14 protein-coding genes and 1 pseudogene are annotated in these 16,491 nt (G+C 44.3%); 10 read left to right on the forward strand and 5 right to left on the reverse strand.

Features of this window, described 5'->3' with window-relative positions:
* From VOR_RS0105110 to VOR_RS0105125, 4 genes are all read right to left on the reverse strand, one after another.
* Window positions 1-834 (reverse strand): outer membrane protein transport protein (locus VOR_RS0105110; RefSeq protein WP_010318649.1); only part of this gene is annotated, 834 nt, incomplete at its 3' end.
* Window positions 835-1,135: 301 nt separating this feature from the next.
* Window positions 1,136-2,422 (reverse strand): outer membrane protein transport protein, encoded by a 1,287-nt coding sequence (locus VOR_RS0105115; protein WP_010318650.1) that lies wholly within the window; start codon window positions 2,420-2,422, stop codon window positions 1,136-1,138.
* Between the two features lie 254 nt (window positions 2,423-2,676).
* Entirely contained in the window at window positions 2,677-3,402 is a 726-nt protein-coding gene (locus VOR_RS0105120; protein ID WP_010318651.1) for a DUF3379 domain-containing protein, read from the reverse strand.
* The gene (locus tag VOR_RS0105125) at window positions 3,395-3,943 is read right to left on the reverse strand and encodes a sigma-70 family RNA polymerase sigma factor (RefSeq protein WP_010318652.1); all 549 of its coding nucleotides are present in this window, start codon (window positions 3,941-3,943) and stop codon (window positions 3,395-3,397) included. The genes VOR_RS0105120 and VOR_RS0105125 overlap by 8 nt, the downstream gene beginning before the upstream one ends.
* A gap of 689 nt (window positions 3,944-4,632) precedes the next feature.
* Here VOR_RS0105125 and fadI point away from each other — a divergent pair.
* The 3 genes and pseudogenes from fadI (at window position 4,633) to VOR_RS0105145 (ending at window position 8,768) form a co-directional block, all read left to right on the forward strand.
* Window positions 4,633-5,944 (forward strand): annotated as a pseudogene (gene fadI, locus VOR_RS0105135) (acetyl-CoA C-acyltransferase FadI).
* The gene (gene fadJ / locus VOR_RS0105140) at window positions 5,944-8,067 is read left to right on the forward strand and encodes a fatty acid oxidation complex subunit alpha FadJ (protein ID WP_010318655.1); all 2,124 of its coding nucleotides are present in this window, start codon (window positions 5,944-5,946) and stop codon (window positions 8,065-8,067) included. The pseudogene fadI and the gene fadJ overlap by 1 nt, the downstream one beginning before the upstream one ends.
* Before the next feature lie 152 nt (window positions 8,068-8,219).
* Entirely contained in the window at window positions 8,220-8,768 is a 549-nt protein-coding gene (locus VOR_RS0105145) for an NAD(P)H nitroreductase (protein ID WP_010318656.1), read from the forward strand.
* A gap of 61 nt (window positions 8,769-8,829) precedes the next feature.
* Here VOR_RS0105145 and VOR_RS0105150 read toward each other — a convergent pair whose 3' ends face one another.
* Window positions 8,830-9,705 carry a LysR family transcriptional regulator gene (locus VOR_RS0105150; RefSeq protein ID WP_010318657.1) on the reverse strand — a complete coding sequence of 292 codons (876 nt, stop codon included), beginning with the start codon at window positions 9,703-9,705 and terminating at the stop codon, window positions 8,830-8,832.
* 265 nt (window positions 9,706-9,970) lie between these two features.
* Here VOR_RS0105150 and VOR_RS0105155 point away from each other — a divergent pair, with 265 nt between their 5' ends.
* The 7 genes from VOR_RS0105155 to VOR_RS0105190 all read left to right on the forward strand — a co-directional run.
* Window positions 9,971-11,089 carry a response regulator gene (locus tag VOR_RS0105155; protein ID WP_010318658.1) on the forward strand — a complete coding sequence of 373 codons (1,119 nt, stop codon included), beginning with the start codon at window positions 9,971-9,973 and terminating at the stop codon, window positions 11,087-11,089.
* Window positions 11,090-11,395: 306 nt separating this feature from the next.
* Entirely contained in the window at window positions 11,396-11,788 is a 393-nt protein-coding gene (locus VOR_RS18300) for a YbaN family protein (RefSeq protein ID WP_029626930.1), read from the forward strand.
* 157 nt (window positions 11,789-11,945) lie between these two features.
* Complete coding sequence (gene apt, locus VOR_RS0105170; RefSeq protein WP_010318660.1) at window positions 11,946-12,491, forward strand: adenine phosphoribosyltransferase; 546 nt, start codon at window positions 11,946-11,948, stop codon at window positions 12,489-12,491.
* Between the two features lie 21 nt (window positions 12,492-12,512).
* Window positions 12,513-14,657 carry a DNA polymerase III subunit gamma/tau gene (gene dnaX, locus VOR_RS0105175; RefSeq protein WP_010318661.1) on the forward strand — a complete coding sequence of 715 codons (2,145 nt, stop codon included), beginning with the start codon at window positions 12,513-12,515 and terminating at the stop codon, window positions 14,655-14,657.
* A gap of 82 nt (window positions 14,658-14,739) precedes the next feature.
* Window positions 14,740-15,069, forward strand: coding sequence for a YbaB/EbfC family nucleoid-associated protein (locus tag VOR_RS0105180; protein ID WP_010318662.1), 330 nt, complete (start codon window positions 14,740-14,742; stop codon window positions 15,067-15,069).
* 35 nt (window positions 15,070-15,104) lie between these two features.
* A complete protein-coding gene (recR, locus tag VOR_RS0105185) occupies window positions 15,105-15,716 on the forward strand; it encodes a recombination mediator RecR (RefSeq protein ID WP_010318663.1) in 612 nt (203 codons plus the stop codon).
* 142 nt (window positions 15,717-15,858) lie between these two features.
* A partial coding sequence (locus tag VOR_RS0105190) for a transporter substrate-binding domain-containing protein (protein WP_010318664.1) occupies window positions 15,859-16,491 on the forward strand: 633 nt, incomplete at its 3' end.

Here is a 16,491-nt window from a genome sequence, read left to right on the forward strand (position 1 = left end):
AGCAAGCTCTGCTGTGGCGGGCAAGGCAACAGATATCATCCCAGGTTTGTAAGCACCGTAAGTAATGCCTTTAGCGTGCCCATCAAAATCCATCATCACTTCGTATTTATAGCTTGCGCCAATACGGTTTGTTTCATTGATCTGCCAAGCTGTACCGACTTGCCATCCCCAAGATGTGTCATCACCTTCCATATATTTTAGTGTCGTTCCCTTAGCTACGGAGATTGGTGCACCTGTAGTAGGATGCATTCCTACTACATTATTTGAGGGTGCTGTTGCACCAAAATGGCCTTCTCCGATCACATAGCGTACGCCACCACCAATACTAAATTCAGTGGTTACTTGATAAGCGATATTGAGATTCGCTTCTTTAGTAATAACGCTTTCTTGATTGCCAAAGTGTGAGGCAGCAAAATCATTACCCAGTTCGGTTTCCATCCCATAGTTTGTTCCTAGCGCAAAGCCCAGCACTAGTTGTTCATTCAACTGATGAGATAAGTAAAAATTAGGAATAACCGCATCATGAGCGAAGTCTTTTGCGCTTGCTTGCGTTGTGCCAAGTAATGAGTGGCTTACGGTGCCATTCACATCAACATTCGGGTTAACGTAAATTGCACCAACAGAAATTTGCGTACCTTTCAAATAAGTCAGCATGGCAGGGTTACGCCATTGTGCACTGGCGTTATCAGCCATAGCCGCTTCACCGGCGTAAGCACGCCCAAGGCCCGTTGCAGAGTATTCTGCCAATTGGAAACCGGCCGCTTGAGATGCATTCGATACGCTGAACAGTCCACATGCCACTGCGAGTGAAAGAAGAGTTTTATTTGATTTCATTATAATGTTCGCTGAAATATTTGAATTCGGTGTGGGAATTTTAAGGTTAGAGCGAATAATTTAAAAATATAAAGCAGTGAATTTATTGTTTTTGAAATTTAAATCTACTTATAGTTTAATTCTAAGCGTAATACTCTGCTTGTTATGGAAGTGTTTCTAACTTTCAGAGAACGTTTGTAGTGTGGTTTAAGGTAAAAAAGGTACAGTTGTTAGCTCGATTCGATAAAGCGATGCGGCTACAAGTATGAAAAAGGGCTGGAAAACCAGCCCTTTATTGATGCTATGCTGATAAACGTTGCGCTTAGAAGCTGCGGCTATATTGTAAGCCGACTAGGATTGCATCTGCGTGGGTCGTTGCTGAAATTGACGAAATGTTCGGGCCCCCAACTAATCCATAGGCAGGATTTTCTGTTTTTTCATTAACTTGAACATCTTTGCCCATTAGATACGTGAAACCAAAATCAATGTTTGATTGTTGATCTAAATGGTAAGTAAAGCCAGCCGACAGCCAGTTACGATCAGAATCAGGAACTGAAACGGATGTTTTTTGATCTTGAGCACTGGTGTCATACATGTAGCCAGCACGCAGTGTCCAATCTTGGGTTAAGTAGTAAGTACCACCAATCGAGTAGTGCATGCCATCTTGCCAGTTATAGTCGTTCAATACCCCGCTTGTTTTAGCTTCTAGCTTGTCAAACTCAGCCCAGCCAATCCATTGAACGCTATAATGCACGGCAAACTGTTCATTTAAGCGGTGGAAGCCTGAGAATTCAGCCATATCAGGGAGTGGCATAATGAGGGTATCATCAATTTTCCCTTTTTTTGATCCGATATAGTTAACGGTACCATCAGCTTCTAAGTCAGGGCTATAACGGTAAGAAAAACCGAAACGGTTATTCTCGTCGAGCTCATAAACTGTGCCTAAGTTAAAGCCTAATGCCCAGCCATCAGCGTCAGCATTCAGAGCTGTAGAGCCTGCTTGTGGGAACAGAGGATTTGCTGGAGTTGAAACGTTGCTACTCATATTGCGTTGTAGCTTGCCTTGCCCATAAATCAAGTCTAAACCTAAACCTAGACTCCATTGTTCATTTAAACGGTAAGAACCTGATAAACCAAAGTTTGCACTTTTCACATCAGTTAAGCCGCCATATTCAGCACCAACAAAGGAGCTATCAAACTCAGTTTTTGTACCGAAGTTTGAATAGGCATTAATACCCCATGCAAATTGATCATTGACTGGCACGATTAAGTGAATATTTGGTGCGATCGAGGTATCGCCAGCATCATCATAGTTTGAATCATAGGTTGAACCGTTGAATGCAGTATATTTTGCATCTTTAACTTTTATTTTCGATGTGATCGATACAAAACCCAAAGAGAGTGAGGTTTCATCAAACAACGCCATTGCGGCAGGGTTACGAGCCATCACCGATGCGTTATCGGCAATAACAGCGTCACCAGCAAACGCACGGCCTAGGCCAGTCGCAGATTGTGCATTGAGCTGAAAGCCCGCTGCCAGTGCTTGTTGTGAAGCGAGAGCTACCGTTACGGCAAGTAACGATTTTTTAAACAGACGCGTCTTGTTCATGGTGCTTTTTCCTTTTTCCTTTTTGATTTCATCGCCTCTAATGGACGTTGTTTTTTGAGCAAATGCTCAATTGGTGGCTGATACTAGAGCCTAGTATATAAGATAGAAATCCGACCATTGTCTAATTGAATGATAAAATTACAGAAATGATGTCTATTTGGCAGGAAAAAGGCGAAAAATGCTTGTTTATAGAGTTCATGCTCTATTTTGATTTGGAGAACCTGACCTGCATTATATACAGGTCAGGAATGATTTTAATGCGAAGCTTTCAGCATAGGCATTAGTTGTTTTGCAATGTTGGCGATATCTTCACCATTTTCACCGACAAGGATCAGGCTAGCATCACCGACGGGTTCAATGATTCCTGCCATCCCTTGCTCATTAAATTGCACCGCTTGTTCGCTGGCAATGCTCGTTAAAAATAGTGTCACTTTCCCGCTCTCACCTTGAAAAACCATATGTAGAGCGTTTGCCTTGCTAAAACCACAGTGGTTTAGGTAATAAACGTGGTAAGGGAAGCTATTGCTTAACTGATAAGCAAATGGCAGCATTTTGGCGTTGATCTGTGTTGAGCTCACTTGTTCATCCAGTTGGCTGACAAAACCTTCTTCATCAATGACGTGTTTGATGGCGGTGTCCATTAGACTGGCTTGTGCAGGTGGAATAAGCACATTTCGCCAATTGATTTGACCGACGAATAAACCAAACACAAAAGCAATCGATGCCGCTAATGCCATTACTTGCTTGGCAAAAGTAGGGCGAGAGACATTACTTGTCATTGTGGCTTGATTAAACAGAATCCGGTCGGCGAGATCGTCAGGTACATCTACATTCATTGCATTGGCAATCTTAGTATCTAAGCTCAAGATGTCTTCTATAAATTGACGATTGGCATCACTGATAGATGCCGCTTGGATAACGTCTTGGTCATGCTGCTTTGGATCGGACATAACTCGGCGGCGAAATTCTAATTCATCCATTTTGCTGCCCCTTATACGCTTTTGATGAATCTAATTGTTCTTTTAATTGATTACGAGCTCGAAACAGACGAGTCATGACCGTGTTTTTATTGAGTTCGAGGATCTCGCCAATTTCATCACCACTAAAACCACCAATGACTTGTAGGAAAAGAGGTTCTCGGTATTCAATATCCAGCTTCATTATCTGTGCCTGCAACCACTCTTGTTGGTGATGAGGATCATCGTTGACTTTTACATCACCGCTGTAGTCATCAATATCGACCAACTCAAACTGCTTGCGCTCAAAGCGGCGCGCGTTCTCGCGACGAAGAATAGTTATAAGCCACGATTTGGCCGCTTTCTCGTCGAGCAAACTATCGAGAGATTTCCAAGCCCTCAAGCAGGTTTCTTGGACTAAATCTTCAGCAATGCTTTTATCTTTACATAGCCAATAGGCATAACGAAAAAGATCTCGGTGATAAGCACGCACGAGCGTTTCATATTTTCTCTGTCTGTCAATATTACTATTGACCGGGCTGCTGGACTTTTTCTTTCCAAACATGGTTATTATCGACACATGAGTCTCCGTTTGCTCTGTGATTTCTTCTTTGTTTAGGCCATTTTATTGTCGTCTTGCGATGAACGCTTCGCGTATTCGTTTGCTTTCGATCCGTTCAAGTTGTTCGGTAACATCAATTCAAGCGTCGACGGCTTTTTAATTTCATAGTATGGAATAAATCAATATAAAATTGATCTACTTCAAAATCTCATAGCACGAAGTGGCTATAGTACACCTTGTCATCTCGTTAGTCATTGCGACTAACATGTTGAGCAAGATGACACTTCCTTTTGAAGGCTGACTTTACTTTCTCCTAATCAGGAAACTGATTATTTCAATTGGCGTAAGTTAATTGCTTTATATATTCCGACCACACATTATTGTGTGGTTTTTTTTTTGCTTATATCCCCTTCCTACTTGAAGCCGCAGCAGTGTTGGCTACGTTCGTTCACCCCAATCACATAGTTTGCCTATGCTCATGGGGACTCACTCACTTACCGCCTACCTGCAACTCCAAGTTGTTTGGGTATCATTCCATTATTCATTTAAAGATTAAGTGATTATCCATCTCCTTTCCCTACATTACTTGCTTCGATTCGATGCGAATATCACGTTTATTTAAACACTTGTTTGATTGTTTTAACAACCTCGTTACAATGCGTCAGGTCAGACATCTATTTTAAGGAGAAACAATGGGCAAACAGGAAGTCAAAACGCGCTCTGGTGAGCGTGTGGCTATCGTCGCGGGGTTGCGTACCCCTTTTGCGCGTCAGTCAAAGTACCGAATTTAGTCAAGTTCCTGCAGTCGATTTAGGCAAGATGGTGGTGAGTGAACTGCTTGCGCGAACGGAACTCGATCCTAAATTAATCGAACAACTCGTCTTTGGGCAAGTCGTGCAAATGCCAGAGGCACCAAATATCGCACGTGAAATCGTTTTAGGGACGGGAATGAGCATCCATACCGATGCGTACAGCGTCACACGAGCGTACGCTACCAGTTTTCAGGCGGCGGTCAATGTGGCTGAAAGCATCATGGCTGGCACGATTGATATTGGTGTGGCTGGTGGTGCCGATTCTTCTTCCGTTTTGCCAATTGGAGTGTCTAAAAAATTAGCCGCTAGCTTACTTGCTTTAAGTAAAACCAAAACCGTTGCTCAGAAACTCAGTATCTTAAAATCCTTATCTTTTAAAGACTTAATGCCAGTACCGCCCGCGGTCGCTGAATATTCAACGGGCCTTTCGATGGGGCAAACGGCTGAGCAGATGGCAAAATCTCATCACATAAGCCGACTGGATCAAGATGCGTTGGCACATCGTTCTCACTCTTTAGCTTCACAAGCTTGGAAAGAGGGCAAAATCCAAGGCGAAGTCATGACGGCATTCCCAGAGCCTTATAAAAAGTGGATCGCTGAAGATAACAATATTCGTCATGACTCGACTTTGGAAGGTTATGCCAAGTTACGTCCAGCGTTTGATAGGCAATATGGTAGCGTAACGGCCGCCAACAGCACACCACTAACCGATGGCGCTGCCGCTATTCTATTAATGCGTGAAGGCCGTGCTAAAGAGCTTGGTTTGGAGATTATGGGTTATATCCGTTCTTACGCTTTTTCAGCGATTGGTGTTGAACACGATATGTTAATGGGGCCGTCTTATGCGACACCGTTAGCCTTACAACGTGCCGGTATTGAGCTTTCCGATCTCACATTGATTGACATGCATGAATCGTTTGCTGCGCAAACCCTCTCTAATATGAAAATGTTCGCCAGTGATAAGTTTGCACAGGAACATCTTGGTCGAGCAAAAGCGATTGGCGAAATTGATATGGACAAATTTAATGTGCTAGGTGGTTCGATTGCGTATGGTCACCCCTTCGCGGCGACGGGTGCGCGCATGATCACACAAACACTGCGTGAACTAAAACGACGTGGTGGTGGTTTAGGGCTGAATACCGCTTGCGCAGCGGGTGGTTTGGGCGCGGCAATGATTTTGGAGGTTGAATAATGAGCACAGAGAGAGCTTTTCATTTAACGATTGATGAACAAAATATTGCGTGGCTGGCGATTGATGTTCCCGGCGAAAAAATGAATACGCTACAAGCGGCGTTTGCCCAAGAGATGCAAGAGGTTTTTGCGACCTTGGAGGCACAAAAAACCAGCCTAAAGGGGATGGTGATTCACTCGCTTAAGCCAGATAATTTCATTGCAGGAGCGGATGTCCGTATGCTGAACGCTTGCCAATCGGCCAGCGAAGCACAAGCATTGGCCAAGCAAGGTCAGGAGATGTTTCAAACCTTATCGGATTTGCCATTCCCAGTGGTTGCCGCGATTCATGGCCCATGCTTAGGCGGTGGTTTAGAGCTGGCGCTGGCTTGTCACTACCGGGTGTGCAGCGACGCGGATATCACGCGTTTGGGTTTGCCCGAAGTGCAATTAGGCTTGCTGCCAGGCTCCGGTGGAACGCAACGGTTGCCGCGTTTGATTGGTTTGTTAGCTTCTCTCGATTTGATTTTGACGGGTAAGCAGCTGCGCGCAAAAAAAGCAAAACAGCTGGGTGTTATTGATGCTTGCGTAGCAGAGACTATCTTGCTGGATGTGGCTAAGAAGTATGTGCTCGATAATTCTGGGAAAAAACGTCATCAGGCCAATACCTCGGCCAAAGAGAAATTAATCTCTCATACGCAGCTTGGTCGCAAATTAATTTTTGATCAAGCTGCTAAAAAGACTAAGCAAAAAACACGAGGTAATTACCCAGCCGCAGACGCGATTTTAGAGGTGATCCGTCACGGTTTAGATCGTGGTTTTAAAGCCGGGTTAGAGCTTGAAGCGAAGCGATTTGGTGATTTGGTGATGAGCTCGGAATCCAAAGCACTGCGCTCGATTTTCTTTGCCACCACAGAAATGAAAAAAGAGACGGGCAGCGACGCAAAACCTCAAACCGTGAAACGTATCGGCGTATTGGGCGGTGGTTTAATGGGGGCAGGGATCGGCCATGTTAGCGTTGCAAAAGCCAAGGTTCCAGTACGAATCAAAGATGTTTCGAATGATGGGGTATTAAACGCGCTCAATTACAACTACAAATTATTCGATAAACAGCGCAAGCGTCGCATTTTATCCAAAGCGCAGATGCAGACAAAAATGGCGCAATTGTCTGGCGGGATTGATTTTACCAGTTATCAGCATATCGATGTTGTCATTGAAGCGGTATTTGAAGATCTCACGCTTAAGCAGCAAATGGTGGCTGATGTTGAAGCGAATGCCAAAACCAGCACCATTTTTGCGACGAATACTTCTTCGCTTCCAATCCAGAAAATTGCAGCGAAGGCGGCGCGTCCAGAGAATGTGATTGGGTTGCACTATTTCAGTCCTGTTGAAAAAATGCCTCTGGTGGAAGTGATCCCTCATCAAACCACATCGCAAGAGACGATAGCCACAGTAGTGGCCTTGGCGAAAAAACAGGGCAAAACGCCGATTGTGGTCAAAGATTGCGCTGGTTTTTATGTTAACCGTATCCTTGCGCCTTACATGAATGAAGCGGCGCAGATCCTGATGGCGGGTGAGTCGACTGAAAAGATAGATACGGCTTTACTCGATTTCGGTTTCCCAGTCGGCCCTATCACGTTATTGGACGAAGTGGGCATTGATGTTGGCTCGAAAATTATGCCAATTCTAGTGCAAGAACTCGGCCCACGTTTTCAAGGACCAGACGTATTTGATTTGCTGCTCAATGACAATCGCAAAGGGCGTAAAAGTGGTAAGGGATTCTATACCTATAAAGGTAAGAAAAAAGAAATCGACAAATCTATCTACAAATTGCTGAAAATCACGCCAGATGCCAAACAGAGTGATAAGGAGATCGCGCTGCGTTGCGTGCTACTTATGCTGAATGAAGCCGTACGTTGTTTGGATGAGGGCGTAATTCGTTGTGCGCGAGATGGCGATATTGGTGCGATTTTCGGTATCGTTTTCCCGCCGTTTTTGGGCGGCCCATTCCGTTACATAGACCAAATTGGTATCAAGAAATTAGTGGAAATGATGAATCAACATGCTGAGAAGTATGGCGATAAATTCGCTCCTTGTGATGGGCTACTGACTCGTGCTGGGGTTGAAGCACGTTTTTATCCGTAGTCATCTCGGCTGTTTTCATTCATATGTTTGCTTAAATTAGGCGAGGGAATATCCTCGCTTTTTTTCATTTATAGCCAATGAGGTCATCTCTATTATGCGAGTTATTCTCAGTTTGGTATAAGATTATGGAAAATCATCAATAAGGAATCGAAATGGATGCACTAGAGTTGCTGCTTAACCGTCGTTCAATCGCCAATCTCACATCGCCTGCACCTGAAGGTCTGGTCTTGGAAAATATTATTAGAGCAGGCTTGCGAGCGCCCGATCATGGCGGTTTAACCCCTTGGCGTTTCGTGATTGCTCAGGGAGCGGGTTTGCAAAAGTTGTCGAGTATTTTGGCGTCTGCTGTGCGAGCGGATAACGGCAGTGATGCTGAGATAGAAAAAGCGAAGAATGCACCGTTTCGAGCACCTATGGTAATCACAGTGATCGCGAAAGTAACGGATCATGAAAAAGTGCCAGCTATTGAACAACATCTCTCTGCGGGATGCGCAGTACAAGCGATGCAAATGGCCGCGGTAGCACAAGGTTTTCAAGGTTTCTGGCGTTCGGGAAGCTGGATGTTCCACTCTCACGTTCGGCAAGCATTAGGTGCTAAGGGCGATGATCAAATCGTTGGTTTCTTATACCTAGGGACAGCAGGGTGCACGCCAATGAAAGTGCCTGAACGTGATTTGAGCCAATTTATTGAGTTTCTATAGCGAGTTTATTGACTATCTACCGCTACGATAACTCATGGCCCAGCAATGCTGGGCCTAAAATCTAGTCGATGTGATAGGCAATCACAAAATCAATAAATAGCCTGACTTTTTCAGGTAGATGATCCTTGTGGTTGTACAGCATATAAATATCACGAGGGTTGGAAACCCAGTCTTCCAGTACTCTGACTAAGCTGCCTTCTTCGATAAATTCTTTAATCATCACATCTGGCATTAAGGTGATACCCAGCCCCTCAGAGCAAGCGCTGCGCACTACGTTTAAAGCGTTGGCCTGAAAACGACCAGTATCACAATTGACCACGCATTCCCCTTTATTGTTGGTCAACTGCCACTTTACTAGGGGGTATCCTTTTAGTAATGAGTGATTACTGAGCTCTTCGGCATGAGTTGGTGCAGGGTGTTTCGCTAAATACCCTGGGCTTGCGACTAACACATCTTTCACTTCATTAATTTTTCGCGCAATCAAACTGGAGTCTCGTTGAGGGCCAACTCTAAAAATGACATCCCATTCGGTTGGGTCGAGCTGATCGGCCTGATTGCTAGTGGTGAGTTCTATGTTGATATCTGGGTACCGTATCATGAAGGCATTGAAGATAGGCATCATCATACGTTTCGTGACATTGGATGGTGACGATATTCTGAGTTTTCCTGAAGCGCCACGGCATTCATCGGTGAGCTCTTCTGCTGTTGCCGCTAAGCGATGCAGCAACGGTGAGCACTCTTGAAAAAAACGCTCTCCCGCTTCAGTGAGTGAAAGTTTTCGAGCATGGCGATTCAACAGCCTAAGATTCAGAGAATCTTCCAATGCTTGGATGCGTCGGGTAATGGTCGCAACTGGGATCATTGTTTTACGAGAAGTTGCGGTATAGCTTCCATTTTCGACAACCAGTCGAAAGAGGTTTAGGTCATCTAATTTCATTGTTCCTGACACATTATTTTTTGAATTTGAGTAATCTATATGTATATCATTTGTCAAATCTTGAGTCATATCAACTTGTTTGACGAAAGTAACATTCCGTACATTTGGTACAATTCATACATAGCCCATATATATAGTATGCAACCGAGTTACAAAGTGGAACATTTGTATAAATCTCATTTTGCGACTACTTTATAAAGTAACCTATCAATTTATCCTATAACAATAAAATGACTGCTTTTTAAAAGCATTGTGAGGCAAGATTATGTATAAATCTCACATTCAGGCTAGTGAGTTCATGGCGAAAAAACCTTCAGATAATCAGCATGTCGAGCAAAAATTGATCATGCTCGTTGATGATGACCCAATTTTTAGGCGAATAACCAGTGGTTATTTGTCTGCTCAAGGCTATAAAGTGCTTGAAGCTGAAAATGGCTTAGAGGGGTTGCGCAAGTTAAAAGATGCGGAGCCTGACCTTGTTGTGTGTGACTTAGCAATGCCAGTACTGAACGGCATTGAGTTTGTTGAAGAGGTGAGCCTTGAGTATCCGTCGCTGCCACTGATTGTGGTCTCTGCAACCGATGAAATGGCTGATGTTGCAAAAGTGCTGCGATTTGGTGTTAAGGATTTTCTTCCTAAACCGATTGGTAACCACCAGTACTTAAGTAGTGCAATAAAAAGTACGCTCGAAGATACGTTTAGTCGTTTATCTGATCAGCGCGATTTTTCCACACAATGGTTTCGTGTTGATGATGGTGGTGATATTCCAGAAGAGCAAGAGTTGCATTGGCATCTTGAATATTTGCGTGAAAATCCAAGCACCGCAAAAGATTTATTACATGCATTACTGCCAGAAAATGATACTTCACAAGGCAGTTGGAAGTGTAGTTACCGTCTTTTACAATCGGCGGATGTAATGCCGCTGGTATTTGACTATGCGTGGTTGATGAACGGGCAGTTTGCCTTTTACTTGGTTGATTCAGATGCCCACTATGAAAACAGTGTGGCTTCAACATTGCTCGTTCGTGCACTGTTTCACGATTATCTTCGCAACTTAAAAAGCTTCAGTGCCGATCTGAAAGACCTTGCTGACATACTGGAAAAAGGTATTGAATGCTCAGAGTGTGCTAATCCAATTAACGCGGTATTCGGTATTGCGGATTTAAGCGAAGGTACACTCTCTATCCTGCCTGCTGGACTCGACAGCCAATGGTCAAATGGCTACTTAACTCAACATATTGCCGCGGGTGTTAGCCTTGGGCAGAACTGTTTAAAAAACTTTATCACTAAAGATTTACCGATCAACTCAACTTGTCAGCTATCAACTAACCGCTTAGGTTCGAGCAGTTTCAAGCTTAATATTTACCAAGGTGGCATTAGCTAATAACCTTATATTTACTCAGTGTTTGCAGTGATTTGTTTGAGGTATAGTGCGCGCCTAGAACAACTATCACCTAATTCGTTTACGTTGCATTAACTTTGTTTATGGTGCCAAAAACGAACGGAGTCATCCAACACTAGAGAAGTTATGATGGAAGAGCAGAATTTTAAAGAACCTTACAACATTTTTTATTTCTTAGGCTTTATTGCCGTACTTTCGATCCCTACATTGCCAGCAATATTGACTTGGATCCGTGTGTTTAATGGTTATTCAACTTTCTGAGTTGATTCGTACGTTGGGGAGTTCGTCATCAATATTCGGCATTTTTTTCTTACGGTTGTTGGCGGGCTCTGCCTTCTGTTAGGCGCGATAGGCATATTCTTACCGCTACTCCCCACAACACCTTTCATACTCCTTGCTAGTGCTTGTTTTTTACGAAGTAGCCCGCGTTTTCATGCTTGGTTACATCAACATCAGACGTTAGGCCCAATACTGGATAATTGGCAGCAACATGGCGCTGTTTCGCGACAAGTGAAACAACGGGGATGTTTGTGGATTATCCTAAGCTTTACTTTTTCCATCTGGGTTGTTCCGCACTTTTGGCTCAAAATTATGTTGTTTACTATGCTTGTGGTCCTGATCACTTGGTTTATTCGACTTCCCACTCATGAGCAGGTTGCTAACCAACAAGAAAATCACTAGCATTATGGGGAAGTGTGCCCATTCTTCGAATGGGCGTTTGTTTTTTCAGCGGCTAAGATATTGTGGCTTATCTATGGTGCTGAGAGCTCACGCTCTATCATTCTCATGCGTAAATGTATTGTGGAAAATGAAGAGCCAATCTAAGTAAATGTAAGTTATGACAACCGAAACTATCTCTTTGATCAAATCGAGCATTCAAAGCATTCCTAATTACCCAAAACCTGGCATTTTGTTTCGTGATGTGACCAGCCTGCTAGAGGATGCAAAAGCCTATCAAGCAACCATTGCTTTATTAGTCGAAAAATATAAAGACATGGGCTTTACCAAAGTTGTTGGTACTGAAGCGCGTGGTTTTCTATTTGGTGCGCCATTAGCATTAGAGCTTGGGGTAGGGTTTGTACCTGTGCGTAAACCGGGTAAGTTACCGCGCGAAACGTTGGCCCAATCTTACGAATTGGAATACGGTACTGACACATTAGAAATTCACGTTGATGCAATCAAACAAGGTGATAAGGTGCTGGTGGTGGATGATTTACTGGCAACGGGTGGCACGATTGAAGCGACGACTAAATTGATCCGCCAGCTTGGAGGTGAAGTCGAGCACGCTGCTTTTGTCATCAACCTGCCTGAAATCGGTGGAGACAAACGTTTACAAGGTTTGGGCCTGAACGTTTATAGTATTTGTGAATTTGAAGGTCACTAAGCTAATCAACTGGACGTACTCATGAGTTATCTTGCCTTAGCGCGAAAATGGCGACCAACAAAATTTAATGAGGTAGTGGGGCAAGCACATGTCTTAACTGCACTAGAAAATGCGTTGGCCCAAAATAGATTGCACCATGCGTATTTATTCAGCGGTACACGTGGTGTCGGCAAGACGACGATTGGTCGCTTGTTTGCTAAAGGGTTAAACTGTGAAACCGGTATTACGGCCACACCTTGTGGCCAATGTGATACTTGCCGAGAGATTGACCAAGGCCGTTTTGTTGACCTTTTAGAAATAGATGCGGCATCACGAACCAAAGTCGAAGATACGCGCGAATTACTTGATAACGTGCAGTACAAGCCTGCTCGCGGTCGCTTCAAGGTGTACTTAATCGATGAAGTACACATGCTGTCGCGCCACAGTTTTAACGCTTTGCTTAAAACGTTGGAAGAGCCGCCTGAGTATGTGAAATTCTTGCTCGCTACGACAGATCCGCAAAAGCTGCCGGTTACGATTTTATCGCGCTGCTTACAGTTTCATCTTAAGCCGATCAGTGTTGAAAATATCCACGATCAGCTTGAGCATGTTTTAGCGGCAGAGCAGATCCCTTGTGAAGCGAGAGCATTAAGAATGATCGCTCATGCTGCCGATGGCAGTATGCGTGATGCACTTAGCTTAACTGATCAAGCGATTGCATTGGGTAATAACCAGGTGATGGCCGATGTAGTCGCGCCAATGCTTGGCACGCTAGACACAGATCAAGCACTCCATTTACTGCAAGCCATTAGCAGTAAACAGCCTCAAACGGCGATGGATAGCGTTGCACACTTAGCACAAAATGGTGTGGATTGGGATGGATTACTACAACAACTCGCGGCGCAGTTACACCGTATTGCGATGTATCAAGCGTTGCCAGCAACACTGGACAAAACCCAACCTGACTCAGAGAAAGTGCAACTGCTTAGCAAAGCACTGAGCCCACAAGATGTGCAGCTCTATTATCAAATTGCTTTAAAAGGGCGTGAAGATTTAGCACTCTCGCCAACCGCTCGAACGGGGCTGGAAATGATTGTGCTACGTATGATGGCGTTTCGTCCTGCTTCTGTATCGTTGGTGAATACGTTCAGCACTGAAGTGAGTTCAGATGTCGCAGTGCCAAGCCACGGCACTCCTTCACAAAAACCTGTATCAGTGGTAACGCCTCTAACTGAACCTACGCAAACATCGGTGGCTCCCGTATCGGACAGTCAGGTTAATGAGCCACAAAGGCATGAGGATACTCAGCCTGATTATGGCATCGTTCAAGATTACGATAACCGCTATGCGGATATGAATGATGACATGTCCAGTGCAATGGAATATGCCCCAGAATCGTATCAGCCAGCACCAGTTCCTCAACCACCAGCACCTTCTTCAGCTCCACGTCCCTCACCGATTGCAGGGCTGCGACACCAGTTGCGTTCACAGCGCCAAGGAGTTGCTCAGCCAGCAAAAGGAGTGAATGAAACAAAGAGCAACGGGACAAAAAAGCCTAATGCGGCATCGACTAAATCTGAATCTGTGCTTGAGCGTGTTGCCTCGCATGGAAAATCAGCTCGAGTGTCGCCTTTGTCAACATCCGCTCCTGAAGCCGCCCCAACCTTGGACAACGAGCCTTATCAGTGGCGTCCAACGCTGCAACCTGTGGTGGTTGAACAACAAAAAACAGAGCTGACACCGACACAAATTAAGCAAGCGCTAGAACATATTAAAACGCCAGAGATGGCAGAAAAGTTACTTGCAGAATCGATAGAACAAGATGAGTGGGCAGCTCTGATCCACCAGCTCGATATTGCCAAGTTAGTGGAACAATTAGCACTTAATTCTGTCTACCACAAATCGGGCTCATCAATTGAGCTAATGCTGCGGCCAAGTCAGGCTCATCTTAATACCGATAAAGCACAAAGCGAGTTGTTAGAAGCGCTCAATGAGACATTAGCTGAAGAGTGCCACCTTAGCGTGACAATTGGTGAGCAAGGTGAGACGCCATTGGAGCTTAGAGAGCGTCTTTACCAACTCAAATTAGAGCAAGCATTGAACAGCTTGGAGGCTGACCCTCACGTAATGTTCTTCAAGCGACGTTTTGATGCGGAACTTGATCGCGACAGTGTGCGGCCGATTTAATCAATTAAGCGAGTGTGGGGTTGAATCTATATGTTATGACCCCACCTTATGTGAAACACTCAATTCAACCAGAGAGATAAACATGTTTGGTAAAGGCGGTATGGGCAACCTAATGAAGCAAGCCCAACAAATGCAAGAGCGCATGCAAAAGCTACAAGAAGAAATTGCGAATATGGAAGTGGTTGGTGAGTCTGGTGCTGGTCTGGTAAAAGTGACCATTACTGGTAGCCACAGCGTACGACGTGTAGATATTGATGAAAGCTTGATGGAAGACGACAAAGAGATGCTAGAAGATCTGATTGCCGCCGCTTTCAATGATGCTGCACGCCGCGTCGAAGAGACTCAAAAAGAAAAAATGGCTTCTGTCACTGGTGGCATGCAATTACCACCAGGTATGAAAATGCCGTTTTAACAAACAACCTTTTTAACAAACAAAATAGGTTACTAATGCGTACCAGTCATATGCTGGAGCATTTGATGGAGGCCTTACGTTGTCTGCCAGGGGTGGGTCCCAAGTCAGCGCAGCGTATGGCCTTTCATTTGTTACAGCGCGATAGAAAAGGCGGCTTACAGCTCGCCGATGCTTTAAGCCAAGCCATGACAGAAATTGGACATTGCAGTGAATGTCGAACTTTCACTGAAGAAGAAACTTGTCATATTTGTAGCAACCCTAAACGGCAGGATAACGGCCAACTCTGTGTAGTCGAAAGCCCTGCTGATATTGCGGCCATTGAAGCTACAGGCCAATATTCTGGACGTTATTTTGTGCTGATGGGGCACTTATCACCTTTAGATGGTATCGGCCCGAGTGATATCGGTTTAGATACGCTGGATTACCGTTTGCAACGTGGTGGCATTGCCGAAGTCATTCTTGCCACTAACCCAACCGTTGAAGGGGAAGCGACCGCGCACTACATTGCTGAATTATGTCGCGCCCATCAAGTCTCTGCGAGCCGTATTGCTCATGGTGTGCCTGTTGGCGGTGAGCTTGAGCTTGTTGATGGCACGACGCTATCGCATTCTTTGCTTGGCAGACAAATTATTAAACCACTCCCTTAAACAATACTATTTTCTTAAAAATCAACTTAATCAATTGCTTTCATGAGTTTTTTTTATTCATATATCTGGGCTATACTGTCCTCATGCTGGGGAGGGATTTCCCTAGCATGACTTGACTTTAGCTAGTGATCCGAGGGATGCAATGTGGGGATATAAGTTATTTGCAGTTGGGATGCTCTTTTTTATAGTTGGCTCAACTCTTCCTGCTGCTGCAAAGCAGACATTGGTTATCGCTACGACCGATAGTTGGCACCCTTATTCTTACACGAATGAGCAGGGAGAAGCGATGGGAATACTTGTCAATTTCTGGCAGGAGTATTCACAGCGTACAGGCACCCCTGTTGAATTTAAAGTTACAAATTGGCAACAATCTTTAGATAATGTGCTAAGTGGTAATGCTGATGCCCATATAGGTATGGTCCGGTCCGATAAACGTGAGGAAAAATTTGATTTTATTGAGCCTCTTTTCTCTATTGATACCAAACTCTACTTTAATCGAACTTTACTGAGCGAATTTTCTGTTAAAGAATTTTTGTTGGGTGGCTATGACTATGAAGTCGGTGTTTTATTCGGTGGTTACCAACAAGAGTATATGCAAACTCATTATCCCAATGTTAAGTTAAAGACTTTCACTAGTAATAAATTAATGATGGAAGAGGCATTGTCTGCCCGACTAAAAGCGTTTGTTGCAGATACTCAAGTCTCTAATTATTTCCTGCATGTTGGCAATAAGCCTGGTAAATTACTTCCTGTACAACATTTATACACAGGGGTG

The sequence above is a fragment of the Vibrio ordalii ATCC 33509 genome, assembly GCA_000257205.1.
Lineage (GTDB): Bacteria > Pseudomonadota > Gammaproteobacteria > Enterobacterales > Vibrionaceae > Vibrio > Vibrio ordalii.

Excerpts from the sequence above, each read along its gene's own strand:
- VOR_RS0105150 (WP_010318657.1), bottom strand. The coding sequence starts at position 9,705 with ATGAAATTAGATGACCTAAACCTCTTTCGACTGGTTGTCGAAAATGGA.
- fadJ (WP_010318655.1), top strand. The coding sequence starts at position 5,944 with ATGAGCACAGAGAGAGCTTTTCATTTAACGATTGATGAACAAAATATT.
- recR (WP_010318663.1), top strand. The coding sequence starts at position 15,105 with ATGCGTACCAGTCATATGCTGGAGCATTTGATGGAGGCCTTACGTTGT.
- VOR_RS0105120 (WP_010318651.1), bottom strand. The coding sequence starts at position 3,402 with ATGGATGAATTAGAATTTCGCCGCCGAGTTATGTCCGATCCAAAGCAG.
- VOR_RS0105145 (WP_010318656.1), top strand. The coding sequence starts at position 8,220 with ATGGATGCACTAGAGTTGCTGCTTAACCGTCGTTCAATCGCCAATCTC.
- VOR_RS0105125 (WP_010318652.1), bottom strand. The coding sequence starts at position 3,943 with ATGTTTGGAAAGAAAAAGTCCAGCAGCCCGGTCAATAGTAATATTGAC.
- apt (WP_010318660.1), top strand. The coding sequence starts at position 11,946 with ATGACAACCGAAACTATCTCTTTGATCAAATCGAGCATTCAAAGCATT.
- VOR_RS0105180 (WP_010318662.1), top strand. The coding sequence starts at position 14,740 with ATGTTTGGTAAAGGCGGTATGGGCAACCTAATGAAGCAAGCCCAACAA.
- dnaX (WP_010318661.1), top strand. The coding sequence starts at position 12,513 with ATGAGTTATCTTGCCTTAGCGCGAAAATGGCGACCAACAAAATTTAAT.
- VOR_RS0105155 (WP_010318658.1), top strand. The coding sequence starts at position 9,971 with ATGTATAAATCTCACATTCAGGCTAGTGAGTTCATGGCGAAAAAACCT.
- VOR_RS0105115 (WP_010318650.1), bottom strand. The coding sequence starts at position 2,422 with ATGAACAAGACGCGTCTGTTTAAAAAATCGTTACTTGCCGTAACGGTA.